This is a genomic window from Prosthecobacter fluviatilis (genome assembly GCF_055388355.1).
Genome location: NZ_AP043782.1, coordinates 4070843 through 4094151, shown reverse-complemented (window position 1 = coordinate 4094151; position 23309 = coordinate 4070843). Strand labels below are relative to the sequence as shown.

Here is a 23309-nt window from a genome sequence, read left to right as displayed (position 1 = left end):
CCTTTGTCATGTACGCCAGAGGCGGGGAGAGGGCGAATCGTGTTTGCCGCGTTGGGATGATCGGCTGCGTGATTATTTAAACGCTCTGAGTGTCCAGGGCTAGGCGGAGCGTTCCTTGTTCCGCAGGAACAAGGCTACTTTTGGCGGCTTGCCGAAGGTCGTGAAGCTTCGTCACGTTGTCTGATTCCTTCCTTTCCTGCGCGCGGTTTCCGGCTTCTATCTGCCACCTCTTTTTTCCCCATGAAACTCACCTCCTGGAACGTCAACGGCATTCGTGCCTCCCTGGGCAAAGGCCTCCGCGAATACATGCTCAACGGCGATGCCGATGTGATCTGCCTGCAGGAGACGAAGGCGCAGCAGGAGCAGGTGGACCTGGGGTGGTTTGCCGGGTACTCTGCGGTGTGGAACAGCGCGGTGAAAAAAGGATACTCGGGCACGCTGGTGCTGAGCCGTGTGCCGTTTCAAACGAGCACGCTGGGGCTGGGGGTGGATGAGCATGACCGCGAGGGGCGGCTGATCACGGTGGAGTTTCCGGATTTTTATCTGGTGAATGTGTACACGCCGAACTCGCAGGCGGAGCTGGCGCGGCTGGACTACCGCCTGTCGTGGGACGATGCGTACCGTGCGCACCTGAAGAAACTGGAGAAGAAGAAGCCGGTGATCGCCTGCGGGGATCTGAACTGCGCGCACCAGGAGATTGATCTGGCGAATCCGAAGAGCAACCGGATGAATCCGGGCTTCAGCGATGAGGAGCGCGCGAGCTTTACGAAGCATCTGGACGCCGGTTTCCTGGATGTGTTCCGGCAGTTTGACCCGAGCCCGGGCCGCTACACGTGGTGGACGCAGCGCACGCCGGATGCGCGGGCGAAAAACATCGGGTGGCGTCTGGACTACTGGCTGGCGTCTGAGAAGCTGAAGCCAGCGTTGAAGTCATGCACGATCCGTGATGATGTGCATGGGAGCGATCACTGCCCGGTGGAGCTGGTGGTGGGGTGAGGGCAGACAAATTTCAGCTTCGACAATCACGGGTTTAAAATTATCCCGACTTCCTCTCATGCAAAAATCAAAACTCCCTGCAAAACTGTATAAGTATTGCTCCTTTAATGCGAAGACGCTGCATATACTGAGTCGCGAAGAGGTTTATTTTGCTAACCCCGTTAGTTTCAACGATCCACTGGACTGCAAGCCGACCATCAAAGTGGATGTGGACAGATCTTCACTGGAAAGACTTTTTGTGAAAATGTTAGCCGATGAAAGCGGCAAAACAGAAGCTCTTCGTCGTCTGCAAGAATGCCGTTATTTATCTTCGGAATTTGGTGATTACCGGACGAATATTGAAGCGGGGGAATTTTATGATCGGACTCTCGCCTCAGCAATCCTCGATGGGTTCACGCGCCTGATGAGTAAATTTGGAGTTTTGGCGTTAGCGAAACGCTGGAATTGCCCCCTGATGTGGAGTCACTACGCAAATCAGCATGAAGGCATCTGCATTGAATATTCCACAAGAAATCCTACTCCTGTGGAGATCAACGCCGTCAGCTACAACAAACCAAGAGCTATCAAGGTCAGCGATCTTATTGATTGGAAATTCAACGCTTCAGTAATAGCTGAAAATGCTATTAGGGACACTTTCTTTTTTTCTAAAGCTAACCCTTGGAAATACGAGCAGGAGTGGCGTGCAATCAACAAGAAAGCAGGCTTGGATTTTTCTCCATTTACGATTAGCGGAGTTTATTTTGGGCTACGATGTTCATCTGCCGTCCAAACTGCTTTGGTGAAACTTTTCGATAACGATCATCGCCAGATTAAATTTTACGGTGTGTATGAGTCCGACGATGATTTCAGCTTGAAACGTTATGAAGTAAATACTGATGAAATAAGAGCATGTGGAGTATCTTCGTCATACCTTAGAGACTTTGAGGGTCTTTCTTCTCTGTCTTCTTGACGCCCAAATATCGGACAATAAAAATCGTTGATGGAAACCACTCTCGACTACGGTGAGACGCACTTCTCCCAGTTGCTGCAGCAGGTAGCACGGGGCGAAGAGGTGTTGCTGCGCCAGGGCACCGTGGCAGTGGCTCGTATTGTGCCAGTGATTTCATCGCATCCACTGGCACGCCCCCGATTTGGTGAACGCACTTCGGCCCCTGTTCGTTGGGACTCCAAATCTTTTGAGGCATTGAATGAAGCTGGCATGCAGGAACTTGGGCTGGTGGGTTAGCGTCCATCAGCGGTATTGTGATGAGTGATGGGCCTTTGCGTGAGCGCTGACCGACAGACATGAGTGTCTGTCGTACCTCCAGAGGGCTCCAGTTGCGGCGCAACTGGACTACTTTTTGAGGGACTCGCGGGCTTTCTTGGGGAGGGCGTCCACCACGAGCTGGTAGGAGTGTTTGACCAGATCGCGGATGAGGGAGGGGGGGACGGTGCCGTCGAGCATGACGGTGTTCCAGTGCTTCTTGTTCATGTGCCAGCCGGGTTTGATTCCTATGTACTCGTCGCGCAGCTCGATGGCGCGCTGGGGGTCGCACTTGAGGTTGATGCTGGCGGGGAAGTCGTCGGGGGAGGTGACGGCGAACATCTTGCCGCAGACCTTGTAAACGAGGGCCTCGGGGCCGAAGGGCTGGGTCTCCTCGGCGCCGGGGAGGCTGAGGCACTGGGCGATGACGTCTGGGAGCTCCATGCGGGGATGATAGGCGAAGCGGGACGGGCCCTGCAAACGGTTCGGCGAATGCTGCGGTATTCGTTTGATGAATGGGGCATCACGGTTCTTTCTTGGGGGAACAGCTCATGCCTGCCATTCCCCCAACCCGCCGTGGAAAAGTGATCGTGGTTTTTGCCTCGGTGCACCTGGTGTTTCTGCTGTTTGGCGTGCTGCCCACCCGCTGGCGGGACCAGATTCTGGTGTCTCCGGTGTTCAACAGGTATGAGCGTGTGACGCGCTGCCACCAGCTCTGGAACATGTTTGAGACCATCCCGAACATGAACCGGCTGGAGGCGCGGCTGATCGTGCAGGAGAAGGGGCAAAGGCCGCGTGAGCTGGGCATGGTGCTGCCAGGACTGCGAAAATTCCGCCAGCATGACCAGGTGCGGCTGAACAACTGGATGGTGAATGTGATCTTCAACCCCACGCGGGGTGTGTTTCGGGAGTCCTACATGCGCAGTGCGGCGGAGGCGCTGCTGCGCTCCGGACGTTACGGACCCAGAACGCAGGTGAGCCTGGAGGTGGTGCCGTACTACACCCGAAGCCTGCTGGGGGTGCGCTCTCTGAAGGAGATCGCGGTCGAGCGGCCATCCGTGCTGGGTCCCTTTGAAATCGGGACTCTGGCCGCCCAAACAACCCCGGCCCAGACAACTCCATGACGGCTGGCAAAGAGAGTTTTCAATCCCGCCTCTGCGGCCTGTTTCTGACGCCGGTGGACGCGCGCATCTATGCGTGTGTACGAATCGCGTTTGCATTCGTTTCCCTGCTGAACCTGATGCAGATCTGGCCTGACAGGGCGATCTTTTTCACCGATGCCGGTATGGTGGACCAGGAGGTGGTGCGAAAGTTCACGGTGGGGGCCTATGTGTCCGTGTTTGACGTGTGCCGTGATGTGTCGTCTGTGAGCACGTACCTGATGTTCAGCGGGGCGGCCATGCTGCTGCTGCTTTTTGGCGTGTGGTCCCGGCTGGCGGCGGTGATCGTGTACGTGTGGTATGTGAGCTATGCGATGCGTGCGCCGCTGATCCTAGTGGGCTGGGATGAGGTGCTGCGCTGCACGGCGTTTCTGGTGATGATCTCGCCGCTGCCTGACTGCTGGTGCTGGAAGTCCCGCAAAGCGCGCAGACAGGCAGCACCGGAAAAAGAAGCGCCGTGCTATGGCCTGACGCTGATGCGGGTGCAGCTGGCGGTGATCTACCTGCAGGCGGTGCTGGCGCGGCTGGACAACGAGTACTGGATGGGCGGGGACTTCATGAGCTTCTTTCTGCTCTCCCACAATGCGCGCTGGCCGGGCCTGTGGGTGCTGAACTTTGGCTTTCTGCTGAAGGTGGTCACGTATCTGGTGCTGCTGGTTGAGCTGGCGATCCCGTTTCTGCTGATGGTGCGCCGCTGGCGGTGGTACGGCTTTGCCACGGGCATCCTGCTGCACGCGGGGATCAGCCTCATGTCCTACAACCTGATGCTGTTCTTTCTCGCGATGCTGACGCTGTACCTCAGCTTTCTGCAAAAGGAGGACATGGACTGGCTGGAGCGAAAGCTGGGACGCAGAAGGTAGGAACAGGAAGGCCTCAGGTGGGCTGGTACGTCGTGATGTTTGCCATCCGCTGTGGGACGGGCGGGCTGTCGCCACACCCATCCTACGACAGGACATGAAACGCTGGGGCAGCAGGCCCATGTGGTGGCGCTGCGTCAGCAAGCATTCTCAAGCTGTGGACTGCTGGTGCGCAAAAACGCGCCTGGGCTTGAGGCCGCAGGCGCGTTTGGGATGGGTTCCTTTGATGCGATGACTACACCAGCATGAGGGCGGGATTTTCGAGGAGCTTGCGCATCTCGGCGAGGAAGGTGGCGGCGACGGCGCCGTCGACGACACGGTGGTCGCCGCTGAGGCCGACCCACATGCGCTGGCCGACGACGATCTGGCCCTTGTCATTGACGACGGGGGCAGAGCGGATGCTGCCGATGGCGATGATGGCGGCCTGGGGCGGATTGATGATGGCGGAGAACTGGTCGATGCCGTAAGCGCCGAGATTGGAGACGGTGATGGTGCCGCCTGCGAAGTCGTCGGGGCTGAGCTTCTTGTTCTTGGCCTTGCCGGCGAGGTCTTTGACGCTCTGGCTGATCTCGAGCAGGGTTTTCTTTTCGGCCTGCTTGATGACGGGGGTGACGAGGCCGTCATCGATGGCGATGGCGACGCTGAGGCCGACGGACTTGAACTTGACGATGGCATCGCCATCCCAGGCGGCATTGATGGCGGGCTGGGCCTCGGCGGCGCGGATGACGGCCTTGAGGATGAAGTCGTTGACGGTGTATTTGTTGCCGCTGGTCTTTTCGGCGGAGGCGTTCAGGTGAGCGCGGAAGGCCATGAGGGGGCCGGCGTCGATCTCCATCTGCAGGTAGAAGTGGGGGATCTGCGTCTTGGAGGCGAGGAGGCGCTCGGCGATGATGTTGCGCATGCTGCTGGTGGGCACGCGCTCGTCTTCCGGACCGACGACGGGACGGATGGCGGGGGTGGCGGCGACGCGGCCTGCGGAGGCTCCGCCGACGGGGGCGTTTTCCACATCGGCGCGGACGACGCGACCGCCAGGGCCGGTGCCGATGAGGGAATTGAGGTCCACGCCACGCTCAGCGGCGATCTTTTTGGCGAGCGGGGAGGCTTTGACGCGGAGGGCGGCACCCGCGGAGGCGGCGCGGCTGCGATGCTGGGGGGCCAGGGGAAGACGGGCACCGGGAGCAGCGGTCTTGGCAGCGGAGGCGGCGGGCTTTTTCTCGGCCGCAGGGGCGGGCGCAGCAGAGGCCTGGGCCTTGGCGATGAGCTCGTCCAGATTCGCCGGGGGGGCTTCGTCTTCCTCAAGGATGACGGCGAGCGGAGCGCCGAGGGGGACCTTGCCGCCGGGAGTGGCGATGAACTTGTGCAGGACGCCTTCAAACGGGCTGGCGTACTCCATGGTGGCCTTGTCGGTCTCGATGTCGGCGATGGCTTTGCCAACGGAGACTTTGTCCCCTTCCTTGACGGTCCACTTGGCGAGGGTGCCCTCGGTCATGGTGTCACTGAGCTTGGGCATTTCGATGAATTTGGGCATGGCGAAAAACGGGATGAGCGGGTTTTGAAAAAGGGGGCGGGTGGGAGCGGAGGATCAGCAGATGCCGAGGGCCTTGGCGACGACGACGTCGGCGGTGGGGAGCTGGATGGCCTCGAGGGGCGGGCTGTAGATGGCGGGGGAGTCGAGGCTGCAGACGCGCTGCACGGGGGCGTCGAGCTCATCGAAGATGCGCTCCTGGATCATGTAGGCGATCTGGGCGCCGATGCCGCAGTAGGGCTTGTTTTCCTCGACGTAGATGGCGCGGTGGGTCTTGGCGACGGATTCGAGGATGGTGTCCTCGTCGAGGGGGCGGATGGAGCGGAGATCGACGACTTCGGCATGGATGCCGTGCTCTTCTTCAAGAATGCGGGCGGCTTCGAGGCAGGTGATGACGGCCTTGCCGTGGGCGATGAGGGAGATGTCGGTGCCTTCGCGTTTCACATCGGCGAGGCCGAGGGGGATGAAGAGCTCGCCGCCGGGGAGTTCGTCGTTGGAGGGGACGTCCCACTCTTCGCCGTAGAGCTTGGTGCTCTCCATGAACATGACGGGGTCATTGTCGCGGATGGCGGCTTTCATGAGGCCTTTGGCATCGTAGGCGTTGCTGGGGCAGACGCACTTCATGCCGGGGAAGTTGGCCATGATGTTTTCCGGGGTGTGGGAGTGGGTGGCACCCACGCTGGTGCCGCCATTGGCGGGGCCGCGGATGACGATGGGGCAATTGATCTTGCCGCCGCTCATGTAGCGGACCATGGCGCCGTTGTTGACGATCTGGTCCCAGGCGACGGTGTAGAAGCTCCAGAACATGAGCTCCATGACGGGGCGGACGCCGAGCATGCTGGCGCCGATGCCCATGCCGATGAAACCGGCCTCGCTGATGGGGGTGTCGACGAGGCGCTTGTCGCCCCATTTGTCCCAGAGGCCCTGGGTGACTTTGTAGGCGCCGTTGTACTGGGCGACTTCCTCACCCATGACGACGACCATGGGGTCGCGGGCGATTTCTTCATCGAGGGCTTCACGGACGGCGTCGCGGTAGGTGATTCGGCGGGGCATGGCAGGTTTTGAGGGGGCAGTAAGTCGGGGCGGGGCGGGGCGGTGTCAAGCGGGCGGCTGCATCAGGAAGGGACAAAGCGGCAACGGCGAGAAAAGCGAAAAATTCGGCCCGGGAACTCTCAAAGCTGAAAAAGTGCCTGTTTGCAGGTGATTTTTATTAATAAATCTTAACTTTTCTCACAAATGATGTTGACGAGGCGCTGAAAGTTTAGTTCAACGATGGCTGTCATATAATAACGATTGTGCCACTTTTCTCCGGTCCATCCTTTCTTACTGGCCGCAAACTTGCTCAAAAAAGACGAGCGAAGTGTGAAATCGCCTTTATACTGACCACCCCCTGCGTCTCAGCCGGGGGCAAGGACGTTGGTCCTTGTATCGTATTACCCAACTAGAACGCTCAATATGGAACTCGACGGAGGCATCAAGATTTACCTGCGTGAGATCGGCAAGACAGACTTGCTGACTCCCGACCAGGAGGTTGAGCTTGCCGAACGCATCAAACGAGGCGACCCGGAGGCCCGTTCGCACATGATCCGTGCGAACCTGAGGCTGGTGGTGAAGATCGCCCAGGATTACGCCAACTACGGTCTGCCGCTTCTCGACCTCATTTCTGAAGGAAACATCGGCCTGATGAAGGCGGTGGAACGATTTGACCCGAACAAGGGTGGCAAACTTTCAACCTACGCCGCGTGGTGGATCAAGCAGTCCATCAAGCGTGCGCTCGCGAATCAGTCGAAGACGATCCGTCTGCCGGTCCACATGGTGGACAAGATCAGCAAGATGCGCCGTGTGGCGATGGCGATGTCCGAGGAACTGGGCCGCGAGCCGACGGATGACGAACTTTCCGAGGAAATCGGCATCGACCGCGCGAAGCTGAGCCAGCTGAAGGTGGCCAGCATGCGCCCGGCCTCTCTGGATGCGCCGATCAGCGACGACGACAGCACGGAGTTTGGCGAAATCGTGGGCGACGAAAACGCCCAGACGCCCTTTGACCTGCTCTCCCACAAGAACATGCACAGCCAGCTGGACGGCCTGCTGACGGTGCTGGACGAGCGTGAGCGCAAGATCATCGACGCCCGTTTCGGCCTTGCCGGCCAGAAGCCGCGCACGCTGGAAGAGGTGGGCCAGGAATTTGGCGTGACGCGCGAGCGTATCCGCCAGCTGCAGAACATCGCACTGCGCAAGCTGCGCCGTGCGCTGCAGAAGAAGGAAGACCCGATCCCGAAGGCGCTGCGCAATGCCGGTGGCAAGAAGAAGCGGAAGAAGGCCGCTGCTGCTGCGGAAGCCGAGGAGGATTAAGATTTAACGATGAAGCCGGGTGTCGAGAGATGCCCGGCTTTTTTGTGGGGTGGGATGGCGGCAGGGCTGCCCGGTTTTGCCGCAGAGGGGCAAAGGAGCGGAGGGTGCGAGGAGGCTTGAGGCTGAGAAGGTGACCCAGAGCTTGCTCGTGCATCGCGGCGCCTTGGGCTGAATCCACCGCCCCTTTGGGGCTGATGAGAAGCGAGGTGTGGCGGGGCGGGACCTTGTTGCACAGCAACAAGGCTACTTTTTTACGGGCAGAAACTGAACGGCGTCGGCGATGACGACTTTGCCGGGTTCGGTGGCTTCGGTGGAGATGCGGACCCAGCCGGTGCGGCCGGAGTCAAAGCGAAAGGTGCCGAGGGTGCGGAAGAGGCGGGCGTGCTCGGGCTCCTGCTGCTGATTGATGACGACTTTGGTGTCGCCATCGGCGTGGTGAATGGTGACGGGGGTTTGAGTGGAGCGGCGGATGTTGTAGCAATGGGCGAGGCGGACTTCATACCAGCCTGATGCGGGCAGCGTGGGGGTGAAGGTGACGGACTTGGTCCCCTTCCCGGCTTTCATGTCGTGAAGGTAGCCGAGGCCGACGTAGGGCGGGGTGTGAGTGGAGTACTGCCAGTCGCCGACGAGCTCGGCGCTGGTTTCGTCCACGACGATGCCCGGCAGTGTAGCCGGATCTACCACGATGTATTTGACCATCTCGGGGCGGTCCACCTCGCCGGGAGGATGGATGTTGGGGAGAGCCTTGGGGTGGGGCTTGAGGGCTTCCGAGGCCAATGCGGCGCTGAGGAGCAACACTGCGAGCATAAAATGTCTCATGTTGTGAAATGGTTTGTCATGGCTGGGGAACATAGGGAGGACATGGATCGTGGAATGCGCGCGCTGGGATATGCTGACGACTGCGAAGCGGCGAGGCATACGCTGCTGGCGCCCACGTTGCATGAAGGGGCCGCTGGGTTTGCTGCCCGGCTTGCTAGGTCTGGACCCAGGGCGGCCTCGCTGAGGCTCGGCTGGCCCTGGGCTGCGATAGGCCGCACCTTTGGTGCTGAGAAGGCAGCAGCCATGCCAACAAAACATTGCCTTGCGGTGCGCCGATCATGGCGGGGATCATTTGCCAGCTTTTTCACTCGTGAGATAGCCGAGGAGGTTGATGAAGTTTTTCTCATCGAGCGTCTGCCCGAAGACGGGGGGCATGAGGGACATGGGCGTGGTGTCATCTTTGGCGAGATCATTCTTGGACACGCGGTGCTCCTGGCCGGCGGCGTCGGCGAGGATGAGGACCTGGCCGGCTTCGCCTTTGAGGAAGCCGCTGAGGGTGCGTCCGTCTTTGAGGGTGAGAGTGTGGAGGTGAAAGTGGGCGTCCACGTTGCGGTTGGGGTCGAGGATGTCTTCGCACAAGCGCTCTGGGCCGCGTGCGCCGATGCCGTCGAGCTGCGGGCCGATGAGGCCGCCGGCGCCGCGGATTTGATGGCAGACGGCGCAGTTCGCGATGAAGACGGTTTTTCCTGCGGCGATGTCCGGCTTGGCTTTGGCGTAGGCAGCGGAGCGGGTGGTGATGAGGGCATCGAGCTGCTGGCGTTGCTGTGGTGATACCGGCAGCGGTGGTGGTGCGGGGCGTGGTGGCAGGTAGGCAGAGAGTTGTTCGCGCAGCGCAGCGGGTGCGGTGTGCTGGAGCAGCATGGCGAGGGTTTTGAGGGCACTGCGGGTGCTGTCCTCGCTCTGGAAATCGTTCACGCTGATGACGGCGGGCTCGATACGGGTGATGCCGAGCCAAGCGTAGGCTTTGCCGTCATCGCCATCGACGATCTCAAGGTGCACGGTTTTGCCGGTGTGTGCGGAGAGGTCCAGTTCGGTGCGCTGGCAGACATCGCTGCGTGGTGGGAAGACGCTGGCGAGTGTGGTGCCGCTCTGCGCATCCACCACGCGAACGAGGTTTTTGTCGTGAGGTTTGCTGTTGGGTGGCCCGCGATGGCCATTGATCCACACGATGAGTTTGGCGGGTGCGGCGAAGTCTTTGGATTTGAGAATGCCTGTGCGCTTTTCTTCATCGCCGCCGCCTTTGGCCATGCTTTGGAGCACCTGCGCCTCGGTGCCGTCGGTGCATTTGCGGGGCTGGAGGGACCATGGGGCATCGCCTGAGGAGGTCCAGGCGAGTGTGGGTTGTTTGTCTGTGGATTCGAGGAGCTGTGAGGCGAGCTGCTGCGCCCATTGCAGCAGCTCGGGATTGGCGGGAGCGCCGCGCTCGCTGAGGCCGTTGTGGATTTCAAAGAGTGCATCCGTCTGCTGTTTGAAATTGTTTTTGGTCAGGCGTCTGGCTGTTCCAATCGCCTTTTGCAGACTGTTTGGATTCACATATCTGGCGATCTGAGCGAGACACCTGTTCAGGTCTGAAGGTGGCTCATTCAAACCTTCGAGCTGCTTCAGAAACCATTCACTGGCCGCAGATGTTTTGAGTGCGAGGGCGATCTCTCGGAAGTCGCGCTCATAGACCTGCCTTTCCGCTTTTCCTTCGGGATCTGTGGGGGGCTCGATTGCCCACCCCTCAACTTCCTTCGTAAACACCGCCGGATCAGACAGCATCTTGTGTGAAGCTATTTTTAAAGCCTGCCTGAGTGTCAAGTCGTCAGCAGGTACATGCTGAAGCATGGCTACCATGACGCCCGCCATATCAGAACGGACGTCAGAACGGCAATTGGTAAGTGCCCATGTGGCGGCGAGCTGTGTCCTAGGAACAAACTGTTTATTGTCTGGAGCCAGGCAGGACATTGTGTAGAAAACGGCCAACTTCCATTGAGGACTCGGGCCTTCAGCTTCACGAAGCAGCAAGTGCACATCCACAAAGTCGTCTGTGTTATTCCCCATGAACGACAAATTGCGACCGCTGCGCAGCCATACCTGATGCGTGACCCAGACTGAGTAAGCCTTTTGGAATGCGGACTGGCAGTTTGCCTCCAACGACGCTTGAACGGCTTGTTCTTCAGGCATCTCCATCAAGCGTTCTGCAAGAACTGGGACCGTGTTGTGTCTGACCGTCAGATTGGGGGAATCAAGATGCTTGAACAATTCGGGCAGGCCGGCACTGGCAAGATCTGCTGGCTTGGAAACCTTGTCCGTCTTCACCACCCGCCAGATCCTCCCTCTCTCCTTGTCCCGTCCCGGATGATCCAGCGGCACCTCATAATGGCCGATGATTTTGTTGTAGAAGTCGGCGATGTAGAGGGCGTTGTCGGGGCCGAGCTGGAGATCGACGGGGCGGAACCAGGGGTCGTCGCTGGTGATGAAGTCGGGCTGCTCGTTGGCCTTGGGGGTGGAGCCGGTGAAGGTGACGGTGTCGTGGTTGACGCGGGAGGTGACGCAGTTGCCGACGAGCATGTGGTCGTCCCACTCGGGGCCCCAGACGCCGCCGTCGATATAGACGATGCCACAGATGCCGGTGGAGCCGTGGCTGTGCTGGCACATGACGGGGGCGAAGCCGAGGCCGTCGTGCGGTTTGCCAAAGCTGGGGTAGCAGGCGCCACGGATGAGCTGGTAGATGGGCGAGCTGTGGCAGTCGGCGCTGTAGAGATTGCCAAAACGATCCCAGCAGAGGCCGAAGGGATTGACCTGGCCGTGCGTCCAGATTTCCACCCGTGAGCCATCGGGGCGGAAGCGGAAGACGTTGCCGCTGTGGAGATCGAGCGTGCTGCCGTCCCTGGCCTTGATGTGGCTGGTGTTGTTGAAGCCGTGGGTGGCGTACACCCAGCCGTCCAGCCCCATGCGAAAGCTGCTGCACATGCCGTGCGTGTCTTTTTCATAACCGAGGGGGCCGAAGAGGATTTCGCGGTGGTCGGCTTTGCCGTCGCCATCGGTGTCGGCGAAATACCAGATGTTGGGGATGCTCCAGGCGATGCATCCGGCCTTGTGCCCGGGCTTGTGCCAGGGGAGGACGCCGGTAGGGATATTGAGGCCGTCGGCGAAGTCGGTGACTTTGTCTGCGCGGCCATCGCCATCGGTGTCTTCGAGGATCTTGATGGCATCGCGGCTGTCTTTGACACGGGTGCCCTGCGGGTCTGACCAGCGGGCCTTGTCTGCGGCGTAGGGGTACTCGACGGTGGAGGAAACCCACAGGCGGCCGCGTGCGTCGAAGGCCATGTTGATGGGCTTGTTGATCATGGGCTCGCTGGCAAAGAGCTGCACGGTGAAGCCCGGGGGCACGTGGAGGCCTGCGCGCTCCTGCTCGGGGGTGAGGGCGTCGGTTTCGCGAACGAGGCGCATTTTGTCCTCGGCGGCGTGGAGGCTGGTGGTGAGGATGCCGAGGATGAGCAGGCTGCGGAGGAATGGCATGAAGGCATTACAGCGCAGGTGCGAGGGTTCGTTCAAGAAGGGATTCGGGGGGAGGGTGTGGATGAGGGGAGGCTGGCAACGCGAATGCGCGCGAATATCCGCGAATTAATGAGAATGGCTGTGGGTGGAACGAGGGGATTTGGATCTGCGGATTGATGGGTGCGGCGGAGCCCGCACAGAGGATTGCCTTCGGCTCGCTTCGCGGGGTGCGGACCACTATGCTGGCGCCAGACGCGGAGTGCCGTGTGCTAATGCCGCGCAGAGGCGCAAATAGAGTTCATTCAAAAGGGCTGGAGAGCGCATGTGCCGGTGTCGCAGGTGACGTCGGTGACCTGGCGTTTGATGTCGTCGTCGCTGTGCAGGCGGAGGAGGCGTGAGAGGGTGATGCGATTGGTCGAGATCCAATGCACGACCTTGCGGGCGATGGGCTGCAATGCGGGGCTGGCGAGGCGTAGCGACCATTCGCGGAAGTCGTACAACGCCCACAGGCAGGTGACCCAGGCGCCTGCGCCCTGCCAGAGGGAGCCGTCATCTCCCATGACGACGATTTCCTGATCGGCACGCAGGCTGGGAAGAGCGGGGCAGAGACGCAGTGCCTGCGGCGAATCGTAGGGCACAAAGTTCAGCAGCACATAGGCGGGCTGCCCGAGCATCCAACGCCGGAAGCGCGAGCAGAGGCCGCAGCGGGCGTCGTAGAATATGGTGAGGGCAGTCATGGTGTTTGGCGTGGGCTGGGGGTGTCCATCAAAGCGCGACTCCATGCCGCCACTGTTCCCGCAGCGCAGGCTCCCAGAGTGTAAGGAAGAGTGCGGCCCAAAGTCTTCCAGGCTGCCTCCACGAGGCCATAAGCCTGGATGCTATGTCCCGACAGACGCGCAAGAGTGAATGCCACGCCCAAAGCAAGGGACACCAAAAATCCGAAGGCAGCGGCTGTGCCAGGTTTCCTTAAAGGCGAGGTTTCTGGAATCAAAAGGTCCAGAGTCATCAAGACAAGGAAACATGCGCCTGCAATCACGGCACTCGTGTAAAGGTTGAGCCACAGAAGCAGCACAGGCCCCAGAAATGACAAGTCTTGAGTCGAATGATGGAGATGGCATGTCCACCAGGCGATGTTGCACGCGTTCAAGCCCCACAACATCGCGAGGAACGACAGCTTCAGTTTTCGAAAGAATGTTTTCACAGTGTGTCCAGAATGTCGTTGGCTTTGCTGACGCGGTTCATGGCAGGCACGGGCGGTGGCATATTCGCCAGGGTGGCGCGGCGGCGCATGCGGGTGAAGACGTAGAGATTGAAGAAGTGCATGCCGCCGAGCATGAGGAGCACGACGCCCATCTTGCCGCTGAGCGCTTCAAAGACGCCGCGTGCGGCCTCGATCTCCTCGGTGGTCTTGAGGTAGAGCGAGACGAAGCCGATGTTGATGAGGTAGAAGCCGACGACGAGCAGGTGATTGACGCTGTCTGCGAGGTCGGTGTTTCCGTGGAAGCAGTCCACGAGGAAGATGCGGCCGCTTTTGTGGAGGGTGCGCGCGACCCAGACCGTCATGCTGACGGCGAGGATGAGGTAGAGGCTGTAGGTGATGACGGTGTGGTTCATGGCGGTGTGTTGGTTTGTGTTCTGTTTGTTCGGTAGTTTCAGTATTTTCTGAAACATAAAGGTATGAAAAAATCAGCCAAGGAGGCGCATGGCCCACTGCAGGGCGGAGGCGTGCTTCATGGAGATGACGGTGTCGGCCACTTTGACGCCGAAGCTGAGGAACTCGTCGAGGTCCTTCATCTGCTGGTTGAACTCCTTGCCGGGGCCGGCGGTTTCGTCCTTGGTGCGGGCGGCGCAGTCGCGCAGGAGCTGAATGGCGGGCTCGATCTCGCGGCGCTTGCGCTCTTTTGAGATGGTGATGAAGATTTTCCAGACGTCTTTTTCAGCCTCGAAGTACTCTTTGCGGTCGCCCTTCTTGGTGATGATGCGGACGAGGTTCCAACTGACGAGGTCTTTCAGATTGGTGTGGGCATTGCCGCGGCTGATTTCCAGGCGCTCCATGACCTCGTCTGTGCACATGGGCTCCGGCGCGGTCATGAGCAGGGCATGGATCTGGGCCATGGTGCGGTTGATGCCCCACTGGGTGCCGAGAGAGCCCCACTGGATGACGAATTCCTCGCGGGCTTTTTCCCATTCTGGCAGTTCCTTGCTCACGGTTTCAATGAAAACTGAAAATTCCGAAAGGCAAGAGGGTTTTGGTTTATTTACGGGCGGGGGGATGCACCTGTGGGAAGCCGCGCACTGGGGCTGCGTCTGAGGGTGGAAGCATGGGAGAGAGGGCTGGACGGTGCGTGAGCGTGAGGGATCGGGACGATCCCTCTCCGCCAGAGCCTTTGGTCTACTCAGCGCTGCACTGGCCCGTGGGACTCACGGGCTGAGGCGCACTTTGACCCAGAGGCCGTTTTCCATGCGGTAGCGGATGCGGTCGTGGAGGCGGCTGACGCGGCCCTGCCAGAATTCGATCTCATCGGCGAGGAGGGTGTAGCCGCCCCAGTGGGGAGGGCATGGGACCGAGCCCTCGGGGTACTGGGCTTTGATCTCGGCATCGCGCTGCTCCAGCCATTCGCGACCGGGGATGACCTGGCTCTGGCTGGAGGCCCAGGCGCCGATCTGGTGGCCGTAGGGGCGGACGGCGAAGTACTGCTCGGCATCGGCGCGGTCGAGCTTGGAGATGCGGCCCTTGAGGCAGACCTGGTGGTGGCGGCTGGCCCAGAGGAAGCAGGCGGCGCCGCGGGAGTCGGCGGCGATCTCGTGCCCCTTGCGGCTTTCGTAGTTGGTGTAGAAGTGGAAGCCGCGCTCGTCGATGCCTTTGAGGAGGACGGTACGGACGGTGGGGGTGCCGTCGAGGCCGTTGGTGGCGAGGCTCATGGCGTTGGGCTCGGGGAGCTTGTGCTCGAGGGCGTCCTTGATCCAAAGGGTGAAGAGCTCCACGGGATCGGCGGGGGCGGTGTGCTCGTCGAGCTCGCCCTGATTGTAGCTGACGCGGAGGTCAGGCAGGTTCGGTTTGTCAGTCGGGTTCATTCGGGTTAAAAGAAACGCACACCAAGCGGCCTGCGCTACGTCAGCTTTGGCCTTTTACGCACTCTTTTGCTCCATGCCCTCCAACGTCACCGGCGTCATCCAAGATCTCGAACGCGTGCTGCTCAGCCCGGAGCAGATCGGGGCGCGGGTGGCTGAGATGGCGGCGCGGCTGAATGTGGACCTGGCGGGGCGTGTGGTGACGGTGGTGGCGCTGATGGACGGCGGCTTGTTTTTTGTGGCAGACCTGCTGCGCAAGCTGGAGATGCCGGTGCGCCTGCACACGCTGAGCGCGAGCAGCTACCAGGGCGGCACGGCGACGACGGGCGAGGTGAAGGTGAACTGGCCCGCGAGCCTGAACTTGCACGGGCAGGATGTGCTGCTGCTGGATGACATTCTGGACACAGGGCTGACGCTGGGGGCGATCACCGAGCGCATCCTGGAGCAGGAGCCTGCGAGCCTGCGCACCTGCGTGCTGCTGAGCAAGCGCCGCCCACGCCTGCGCGAGGTGGTGGTGGCAGACGCGGGCTTTGAGATCGATGATGAATTTGTGGTGGGCTACGGCATGGACTTCCGGGGGCGCTTCCGGAACCTGCCGTGCATCGGAATCCTGAACCTGGACCCTGCCGCATGAAGCTGCGCGTGCTGTTTTTCTCCGTCCTGCGGGACATCACCGGCACGGATGAGATCTCTGTGGAAGTGCCTGCCGGCGCCACGATGGGCGAACTGCTGGCGCAGGTGGAAGCGCGGTGGCCGAAGATCGCTGAGTGGCAGGGAAGCCTGCTGCTGGCGCTGGACCAGACGTATGTGAAGCGGGATGAGCCGCTGCATGACGGGGGTGAGGTGGCGATCATGCCGCCGGTGCAGGGGGGGTAAGGAGGAGGGGAAGTGAGTTGTGCAGATCACCGCGTTTTGTGCATCATCTGTGTCTCCTCGGCGTCCCGGAACCAGTGTGTTTGCGACGTGCCAAACCCTGTCTCACGCGAGGATGCGGGCAACCTGCTGCGGAATGAATTCCGCGCTCCTAAAGCGCTGCGATTGCGGGCGCTATCTTAGCTTTTTCACGCGTTGGGATTTCACGCCAGCAGGTCTTTGACGACATGGCCGTGGATGTCGGTGAGGCGGTAGTCGCGGCCTTGGAAGCGGTAGGTGAGGCGCTCGTGGTCGAAGCCGAGGAGGTGCATGACGGTGGCCTGGAAGTCGTGCACGTGGACTTTGTTTTCAGCGACGCTGAAGCCGAGCTCGTCGGTGCTGCCGTAGTCGAATCCGGCCTTCACGCCGCCGCCGGCCATGAAGAGGGTGTAGCAGTCGGGGTAGTGGTCGCGACCGAGCACGGCGCTGGCGGCGGTGCGGCCTTCACGGAAGGGGGTGCGGCCGAATTCGCCGCCCCAGATGACGAGGGTGTCCTCCAGCAGGCCGCGCTGCTTGAGGTCTTTGATGAGGGCGGAGACGGGCTTGTCAGTCGCAGCCATCTTGGCGGTGAGGCCAGTGGTGATGCCGCTGCCCTCGCTGGTGCCGTGGAAGTCCCAGCCCCAGTCGAAGAGATTCACAAAGCGCACGCCTTTCTCGACGAGGCGGCGGGCGAGGAGGCAGTTGTTGGCAAAGCTGGATTCGCCGGGCTTGGCGCCGTAGGCCTCGATGACGTGCTGAGGCTCCTGGGAGATGTCCATGACCTCGGGCACGCTGGTCTGCATGCGGAAGGCGAGCTCGTACTGGGCGATGCGGGTGACGGTTTCCGGATGGCCGAATTCGGCGACCTGCTGCTGATTGAGGTCCTGCAGGGCGTCGAGGGTCTTGCGGCGCATGGCGCGGTTCATGCCGGCGGGGTCGCTGACGAAGAGGACGGGATCTCCTTTGCTGCGGCACTGTACGCCCTGGTAGACGCTGGGGATGAAGCCGCTGCCCCAGCAGCCCTGGCCGCCGCTGGGCTGCGTACCGCTGGAGATGAGGGCGACGAAGCCGGGGAGGTCCTGATTTTCTGTGCCGAGGCCGTAGGTGGCCCAGGCGCCCATGGAGGGGCGGCCCTGGCGTGCGTGGCCGGTGAAGAGGAGCAGCTCTGCGGGGGCGTGATTGAACTGGTCCGTGTTCATGGAGCGGACCATGCAGATCTCGTCGGCGATGGTGTGAAAATTGGGGCAGGCGTCGCTCATCCACATGCCGGCCTTGCCGTAGCGGGCAAAGGTGCGCGGAGTGCCCATGAGCTTGGGGACGCCGGTGGTGAAGGCGAAGCGACGGCCTTTGAGGATGGAGTCGGGGCAGTCCTGGCCGCTGCGTTTCACCAGCTCGGGCTTGTAGTCAAAGAGGTCCAGGTGGGGTGGCGCACCTGACATGTGGAGGTAGATGACGCGCTTGGCCTTGGGAGCGAAGTGGGTCTTTTTGGGGATGAGCGGATTGTCCGCGACCATGGCGGCCCCGGCCTTCTGCTGCATGGCATGCATGGCGATGGCCCCGAGGCTGAACTGGCCCGCGTGGCCGAGAAACTGGCGGCGGGTTTTGAGCTGGAGCGAGTCGTGGAGGATGGGGTTCATGCGTGCGTGTCAAAGATACGCACGGAGGTGCAGCTCCTTTGCCAGCCGAGCAGGATTTACCATGCCTACCAGCGGTAGGAGGCGTAGGCCATGGCATTGTGCAGGTTGGCGGCTCCGTCGAGCATGTGCCCCTGATAGTTCAGGCCGAAGGCCCAGCCGCGGTTCAGGCTGAGCATGACACCTGCGCCGAGGCCGAGGCCGTTCTGCGACGCGCCGCCAGTGCTGGTGCGGGTGACGACGCCCGGCACGCCGGCGAGAGCCACATTGGCGGCGCTGGTGTCATTGAGATATTGTTTGTCCCAGGAGAGGCGTACCTGAGGAATGATGACGCCCCAGCCGCGATCAAACTGTGCGCTGCCCTGCCAGCCCACCCGGCCCTGCATGGTGTCTGAGCGCTGGCGGTCCACGGTCACGGCACCGGGGCCGTTCTCGGTGTAGGGATTGGTGTTGGCGTGGGCGTAGTTGACACCGACAAAAGGGCCATGAGTGAAGCGGCCGGAGGTGAAGTTGTGGCCTGTGTTGAACTGCACGGTGTGCACGGTGCTGTCCGGGCTGGAGAGTGCGGCGGCGCGCATGACCCTGTTGTCCAGCATGGTGGCGGCGTAGAGGAGGTCCAGGTAGGTGCCGCCGCGCTGATAGGTGGCATAGCTGGCGAGGGTGAGGCCGTCGGTATTGATGGAGGCGATGCCGCCAGACACGCGGGTCTGAGCAGTAAGCGCGCCCAGGCCAGCGCCGAGGGAAAGATGATCGGTGAGGGTCAGCTCCATGCCCAGGGTGCCGCCGTAGGTGTTGCTGCGGAGGGAAGAAGCGCTGCTGAGGCCGGCGTAGCCATAGTCGAAGGAGGAAAAGATGCGGAGCTGACCTGCGCGAGCACCGGTGGTGAGACCGACGATGCGGGGCGGCGAGCCGGGGCCGTCGCCTTCGCCAAGCACCACCTGCTCATCTTCCCCAGCGAGATCCACCAGCACGGTGTTTTGACTGGCGTTGCCGCCCTGGCCGGAGCGAGCACGGAAGAGGCGCATGGCGAAGTCTTCCAGCAAGGCGCTGGTGCTCTGGAGGGCGAGGCTTTGCAGGCTCTGCGCGGTGAGCACCGCATCTGGCGGCACCACGGGCACCACCAAGACCGCCTTGATGCCTTCGAGCAGGTATTTCACGGCGTCGGTGCCGCTCTGCGCCGCCCAGGTGCTGCCGTTGTTTGACGAGGTGAGGAGAGAGGTGCCGCTAACGCTGGAGTAGATGCCGCCGGCGTCGGTGGTGCCGTCTGCGATGTTTCGGAACAGGATGCCCGGCGGGCCTACATTGTTCAGAGGATCGGTGAGGGAAAGGACCACCCAGTAGGTGGTGTTGGCAGCCAGTGAGACGGCGGCGGGAAGGTCATTGCTGAAGTCCTGAAAGGTGCCCTCGGTAAAGCCCACCCGAATCTGCAGGCTGCCCACGAGTGTGTCCGGCGCGGAGCTGGCGGAGGTGAAAAATTCTGCCGTCAGGTAGCGGCCGCCGCCGTCATTGTTGCTCGCCTGCACGGTGAGAAAGAGGTCTGAGTAAGCGTCTGCGCCGGTGGTAAAGTCCCAGGCAATCCGCTGCGACTGGTCGTATAGATCCACATTGGGCAGCTGGTTGGGCTGACCATAGTTTGAGATCAAGGTATCAAAGACCTGTGCTCGGCTGGAACCGCCCAGGACAAGGACAGTGGCGGCAACGATGGCGGGGATGCGATCAAACAGCATGGATGAGATGTATAGAAAAGATGGGGGGAGCGATTCTATAATTCCGGGAGTTGTGACTGTTCAAGTCCAACTCACGGGGCCTGCACAAAGCGGCGCTTTTTTCACCTCCTCATCAAAAACTCATCCAGATTCATGACCACGTTTGCCACGGCGGTCCAGGCGGCGAGTTCAGGGATGTCGGCACCTTTCGGTGCCGCACCCAGAGGCTCGGTGGCCATCTTGGTGGCGTCGGGGAGGTCGGCGCGGTAGGTGGTGAGGGATTCTTCGTAGAGCCTGGTGAGTGCAGCGGATTCATGCGCGGCGGGGGCGCGGGAGAGGCAGAGCTTGAAGAGGAGGGCGAGTCGCTCGGGGGTGGTTTTGGCCTCGGCGACGAGGCGGCGGGCCATGGCCTGATTTGTCTCGATGAAGACGGGGTCGTTCAGCGTGACGAAGGCCTGAAGCGGGGTGTTGGTGCGGCTGCGGCGGATCATGCAGACTTCGCGGTTGCCGGCATCAAAGGTGGTGAAGCTGGCGTAGGGGCTGTTGCGGCGGACTTCGGTGTAGAGGCTGCGACGGTGAGCGTCTTCGCCGGGGCTGACGGTCCAGTCATTGCTGCGGCCAAAGGCGGTGGTGAGGCCGAGATTGGGCGTCATGGGGCGCACGGGCGGGCCGAACATCTTGGGACTGAGGAGGCCGCTGACAGCGAGGGCCTGATCGCGCAGCAGCTCGCCGGTGGGGCGGAAGCGCGGGCCGCGTGCGAGGAAGCGGTTGTCGGGGTCGCGCTCGTTGAGCTCGGGCGTGCTCTTGGAGGTCTGCTGGTAGGCGGCGGTGGTGAGGAGGAGCTTGAGCATGTGCTTGAGGTCCCAGCCGCTGTCCATGAGCTCGGCGGCGAGCCAGTCGAGCAGCTCGGGGTGCACGGGAAGGTCTCCCTGGCTGCCGAACTCCTCGCTGCTGCGGACGATGCCGGTGCCGAAGATGCTTTCCCAGAGGCGGTTCACCGTGACGCGTGCGGTGAGGGGATTGTCGCGGCTGACGATCCATTTGGCCATGGTGAGGCGGTTGCGCGGAGCGTCTTTGGGCAGGGGATTGAAGACAGCGGGGGTGGCCTCGGTGACTTCATCTCCGAGCGCCTGCCAGTTGCCACGGAGCTGGATCTTGGTGATGCGGCGCTGCTTGGGGTCGAGATCGCGCATGATGGGCACGGTGACGGGCTTGATGGCGGCGAGCTCTTTCTGGATCGCGGCAAGGCGGGTGCGCGGTGTGGCGGAGGCTTTGGAGATGTTGCGCACAAAGTAGTCCACCACGGTGTGCTGCTGCGCGGGGGTGCGCTTGTCCTTGGGCTGGGCGAGGGCGGCGACGACCTCCTGCGGGACCTTGGCGGCCTGCTGCACGCGGGCGTCTCCGGTGTAGCCGAGGCGGAAACTGCCGAGGGTGTGCTGCTTGAACTCGCTTTTCTGCGCGAGGGTGATGCGCAGGCGCGCGCCCTGCGGAATCATGACGGGAGTGGCGGCGAGGAGGGTGAGGGTGTGGGGCTTGTCGGTGGCTCCGGCGACGGCCCAGCCCTGCTGCTTTTTGTCCTTGGGCTTGAGGATGGAGCTGGCGGTGAAGCCGGCCTGCTCATAGTCCGCCAGCGCGGTGGTGAAGGTGACGGCCACGGGGCCGCTGGTGGCGAAGGTCTTGTCTTTGTCCGGCGCAGGGGTGGGGTCGCTTTTCCAGAGGGTCTGGCGTTTGTCATCAAGGAGGAGCACGCGGAAGCCATCGAGGCGCTTGCCGGTGCCGCCGTCGGTGCGGTTCCAAACGACGACGCGGTCCACGGGCTTGGATTCTTTGAGATCGACCTCCCACCAGGGGTCGTTGTCGGTGCCGGCGGTGTGGGCCACGCTGCCTTTGGCGTAATCACCTTCGGTGCCGCCGTCGTTGGCGCGGCGGGCGGCGGCATCGGTGTAGGTGCTGCTCTGCGAAGCCTTGCCGGAGGGGGCGATGTTTTGACTGCCGCTGAAGACCTGCACCTCGGCGAGCTGGAGCATCTTTTTCTGCCCGGGCAGTTCGACGCGCACATAGCGGGCCTGAGGAGGGGGAGCGGCATCGGCGCGGACGATTTCCGCCTTCACGTCGGTGAGGACGAAGTTGCCGAAACCAGCGGCTGGCAGGGTCTCGATGCGCAGGGCGCTGAGCTTGTCGCCGGTGGCGGGGAGTTCGACGGTGTAGGTATCGGTGTCGGTGTTTTTGGGGATGGAGACGGTACCGTCGGCAGCGATGGCAGCGGTCTGTTTTGACTGCGTACTCACCTTCGCGGGCGGCGGTGTCTGCCAGCCGAGATCGCGGGCAAAGCCCTGGTCCCAGACGTCGAGACCGGCGAGCCATTCGGGTGCTGGGGAGGAGAGCTGCTTTTCCAGCGAATCGATCTCGTGTTTCAGGCTGGCGCGTTTCTGGGCGAGTTCCGGGGTCTCAAAGCTGTGCAGTGGCACCTCGTCTTTCTTGTCGCTGTCGGCGCTTTGATTGAGGAAGGCGTAGAACTGGAAGTATTCCTTGATGGTGATGGGGTCGTATTTGTGGGTGTGGCACTGGGCGCAGGCCATGGTGGTGCCCATCCAGACGGCGAAGGTGGTGTTGACGCGGTCGATGATGGCGGCATTGCGAAACTCCTCGTCGTCCGTGCCGCCTTCGTTTTGCGTCATGGTGTTGCGATGGAAGGCGGTGGCGATGAGCTGATCGTCGGTGGGCTTGGGGAGGAGATCGCCGGCGAGCTGCTCGATGGTGAACTGATCGAAGGGCATGTTGGCATTCAGCGCACGGATGACCCAGTCGCGGTAGGCCCAGATCTCGCGTGGCTGGTCGCTGGGGTAACCGGAGCTGTCGGCGTAGCGGGCGAGGTCGAGCCACTGGCGGGCCCAGTGCTCGCCGTAGGCGGGACGGGAGAGGTAGTGGTCAACGATCTTGTCCTGCGGCTGGGAGGAAAGCGCCTCCAGCTCTGCGGGTGTGGGTGGCAGGCCGGTGAGGTCCAGCGCGGTGCGGCGGATGAGCGTGGCCTTGTCTGCCTGCGGGGAGGATTTGAGGCCCTCCTGCGCGAGCCGCTGCTGCAGGAAGGCATCGACCGGATTGGCGGGGCCGGCGGGCACGGCAGGTTTCACCACTTTTTCATAACTCCAGTGGTTTCCCCAGGGCGCGCCCTGTTTGATCCACTCGGTGAGCAGTGCGATCTGCTGAGGTGGGATGGTCTTGTGCTGCTTGGGCGGGGGCATGACCTCGTCCGGGTCCTTGCTGAGGATGCGCTGCAGGAGGGCGCTCTGCTCGGGCTTGCCAGGGACGACGGCGGTGGTGCCGTCGTTGTTTTTCTTGGCGCTGGCTTCGTCGTCGAGGCGGAGTCCGGCCTCGCGCTTCTTTTCATCCGGGCCGTGGCAGAAGAAGCAGTTCTCGCTGAGGATGGGGCGGATCTCCCGGGAGAAGTGGATGGGACGCGGGGTCTGCTGCGCAGAGGCGGTGGCTGCGGCGGCGAGAAGAACGATGAAGGGAACGCGGGTCACGCTGTGAGATACGCCACAGGTGCGCCATTCTTGATGCACAGCGGCAT

21 protein-coding genes are annotated in these 23309 nt (G+C 61.8%); 8 read left to right on the top strand and 13 right to left on the bottom strand.

Annotated elements, in window-relative coordinates:
- Positions 1 to 240: 240 nt before the first annotated feature.
- Genes ACZ5WW_RS16050 through ACZ5WW_RS16040 form a run of 3 tightly spaced genes read left to right on the top strand, consistent with a single transcriptional unit; the run spans position 241 to position 2221 of the window.
- A complete protein-coding gene (locus ACZ5WW_RS16050) occupies positions 241 to 996 on the top strand; it encodes an exodeoxyribonuclease III (protein ID WP_377166455.1) in 756 nt (251 codons plus the stop codon).
- Between the two features lie 58 nt (positions 997 to 1054).
- Positions 1055 to 1945: a DUF2971 domain-containing protein gene (locus ACZ5WW_RS16045; RefSeq protein ID WP_377166457.1), complete on the top strand. Its 891-nt coding sequence runs from the start codon at positions 1055 to 1057 to the stop codon at positions 1943 to 1945.
- A 30-nt stretch (positions 1946 to 1975) separates the two neighbouring features.
- The gene (locus ACZ5WW_RS16040; protein ID WP_377166459.1) at positions 1976 to 2221 is read left to right on the top strand and encodes a type II toxin-antitoxin system Phd/YefM family antitoxin; all 246 of its coding nucleotides are present in this window, start codon (positions 1976 to 1978) and stop codon (positions 2219 to 2221) included.
- A gap of 108 nt (positions 2222 to 2329) precedes the next feature.
- On the opposite strand, the gene ACZ5WW_RS16035 is transcribed toward ACZ5WW_RS16040, so the two are convergent.
- A complete protein-coding gene (locus ACZ5WW_RS16035) occupies positions 2330 to 2683 on the bottom strand; it encodes an MmcQ/YjbR family DNA-binding protein (protein WP_377166461.1) in 354 nt (117 codons plus the stop codon).
- A gap of 107 nt (positions 2684 to 2790) precedes the next feature.
- Between ACZ5WW_RS16035 and ACZ5WW_RS16030 the strand changes: the two genes are divergently transcribed.
- On the top strand, positions 2791 to 3363 hold the full coding sequence (locus ACZ5WW_RS16030; protein WP_377166463.1) for a hypothetical protein: 573 nt from the start codon (positions 2791 to 2793) through the stop codon (positions 3361 to 3363).
- Positions 3360 to 4259: an HTTM domain-containing protein gene (locus ACZ5WW_RS16025; protein ID WP_377166465.1), complete on the top strand. Its 900-nt coding sequence runs from the start codon at positions 3360 to 3362 to the stop codon at positions 4257 to 4259. Before ACZ5WW_RS16030 ends, ACZ5WW_RS16025 begins: the two co-directional genes overlap by 4 nt.
- Before the next feature lie 232 nt (positions 4260 to 4491).
- On the opposite strand, the gene ACZ5WW_RS16020 is transcribed toward ACZ5WW_RS16025, so the two are convergent.
- Together ACZ5WW_RS16020 and ACZ5WW_RS16015 are read right to left on the bottom strand one after the other, a co-directional pair.
- On the bottom strand, positions 4492 to 5784 hold the full coding sequence (locus ACZ5WW_RS16020; protein WP_377166467.1) for a pyruvate dehydrogenase complex dihydrolipoamide acetyltransferase: 1293 nt from the start codon (positions 5782 to 5784) through the stop codon (positions 4492 to 4494).
- A 54-nt stretch (positions 5785 to 5838) separates the two neighbouring features.
- A complete protein-coding gene (locus tag ACZ5WW_RS16015; protein WP_377166469.1) occupies positions 5839 to 6834 on the bottom strand; it encodes an alpha-ketoacid dehydrogenase subunit beta in 996 nt (331 codons plus the stop codon).
- A gap of 402 nt (positions 6835 to 7236) precedes the next feature.
- On the opposite strand from ACZ5WW_RS16015, the gene ACZ5WW_RS16010 reads away from it, so the two are divergent.
- Positions 7237 to 8133, top strand: coding sequence for a sigma-70 family RNA polymerase sigma factor (locus tag ACZ5WW_RS16010; RefSeq protein ID WP_184339525.1), 897 nt, complete (start codon positions 7237 to 7239; stop codon positions 8131 to 8133).
- Positions 8134 to 8376: 243 nt separating this feature from the next.
- Here the strand turns inward: ACZ5WW_RS16010 and ACZ5WW_RS16005 are convergent, their stop codons facing one another.
- The 7 genes from ACZ5WW_RS16005 to pdxH all read right to left on the bottom strand — a co-directional run bounded on the left by ACZ5WW_RS16005 (position 8377) and on the right by pdxH (position 15510).
- Positions 8377 to 8940, bottom strand: coding sequence for a golvesin C-terminal-like domain-containing protein (locus tag ACZ5WW_RS16005; RefSeq protein WP_377166472.1), 564 nt, complete (start codon positions 8938 to 8940; stop codon positions 8377 to 8379).
- A gap of 300 nt (positions 8941 to 9240) precedes the next feature.
- Positions 9241 to 12456, bottom strand: coding sequence for a PVC-type heme-binding CxxCH protein (locus ACZ5WW_RS16000; protein WP_377166474.1), 3216 nt, complete (start codon positions 12454 to 12456; stop codon positions 9241 to 9243).
- Between the two features lie 281 nt (positions 12457 to 12737).
- Positions 12738 to 13172 carry a thiol-disulfide oxidoreductase DCC family protein gene (locus ACZ5WW_RS15995; RefSeq protein WP_377166476.1) on the bottom strand — a complete coding sequence of 145 codons (435 nt, stop codon included), beginning with the start codon at positions 13170 to 13172 and terminating at the stop codon, positions 12738 to 12740.
- The gene (locus ACZ5WW_RS15990) at positions 13169 to 13636 is read right to left on the bottom strand and encodes a hypothetical protein (RefSeq protein ID WP_377166478.1); all 468 of its coding nucleotides are present in this window, start codon (positions 13634 to 13636) and stop codon (positions 13169 to 13171) included. The genes ACZ5WW_RS15995 and ACZ5WW_RS15990 overlap by 4 nt, the downstream gene beginning before the upstream one ends.
- Complete coding sequence (locus ACZ5WW_RS15985; RefSeq protein ID WP_377166480.1) at positions 13633 to 14049, bottom strand: hypothetical protein; 417 nt, start codon at positions 14047 to 14049, stop codon at positions 13633 to 13635. The genes ACZ5WW_RS15990 and ACZ5WW_RS15985 overlap by 4 nt, the downstream gene beginning before the upstream one ends.
- Before the next feature lie 72 nt (positions 14050 to 14121).
- Positions 14122 to 14643, bottom strand: a complete 522-nt coding sequence (locus tag ACZ5WW_RS15980) for a GbsR/MarR family transcriptional regulator (protein ID WP_377166482.1) — start codon at positions 14641 to 14643, stop codon at positions 14122 to 14124.
- Between the two features lie 213 nt (positions 14644 to 14856).
- A complete protein-coding gene (gene pdxH / locus ACZ5WW_RS15975) occupies positions 14857 to 15510 on the bottom strand; it encodes a pyridoxamine 5'-phosphate oxidase (protein ID WP_377166484.1) in 654 nt (217 codons plus the stop codon).
- Positions 15511 to 15583: 73 nt separating this feature from the next.
- Here pdxH and hpt point away from each other — a divergent pair, with 73 nt between their 5' ends.
- Complete coding sequence (hpt, locus tag ACZ5WW_RS15970) at positions 15584 to 16141, top strand: hypoxanthine phosphoribosyltransferase (RefSeq protein WP_377166486.1); 558 nt, start codon at positions 15584 to 15586, stop codon at positions 16139 to 16141.
- On the top strand, positions 16138 to 16383 hold the full coding sequence (gene moaD / locus ACZ5WW_RS15965; RefSeq protein WP_184339517.1) for a molybdopterin converting factor subunit 1: 246 nt from the start codon (positions 16138 to 16140) through the stop codon (positions 16381 to 16383). The genes hpt and moaD overlap by 4 nt, the downstream gene beginning before the upstream one ends.
- A gap of 200 nt (positions 16384 to 16583) precedes the next feature.
- On the opposite strand, the gene ACZ5WW_RS15960 is transcribed toward moaD, so the two are convergent.
- The 3 genes from ACZ5WW_RS15960 to ACZ5WW_RS15950 form a co-directional block, all read right to left on the bottom strand.
- Entirely contained in the window at positions 16584 to 18035 is a 1452-nt protein-coding gene (locus ACZ5WW_RS15960) for a DUF1501 domain-containing protein (protein WP_184339516.1), read from the bottom strand.
- A gap of 65 nt (positions 18036 to 18100) precedes the next feature.
- Positions 18101 to 19759, bottom strand: a complete 1659-nt coding sequence (locus ACZ5WW_RS15955; RefSeq protein ID WP_377166489.1) for an autotransporter domain-containing protein — start codon at positions 19757 to 19759, stop codon at positions 18101 to 18103.
- 101 nt (positions 19760 to 19860) lie between these two features.
- Entirely contained in the window at positions 19861 to 23262 is a 3402-nt protein-coding gene (locus ACZ5WW_RS15950; protein WP_377166491.1) for a DUF1553 domain-containing protein, read from the bottom strand.
- Between the last annotated feature and the right edge of the window lie 47 nt (positions 23263 to 23309).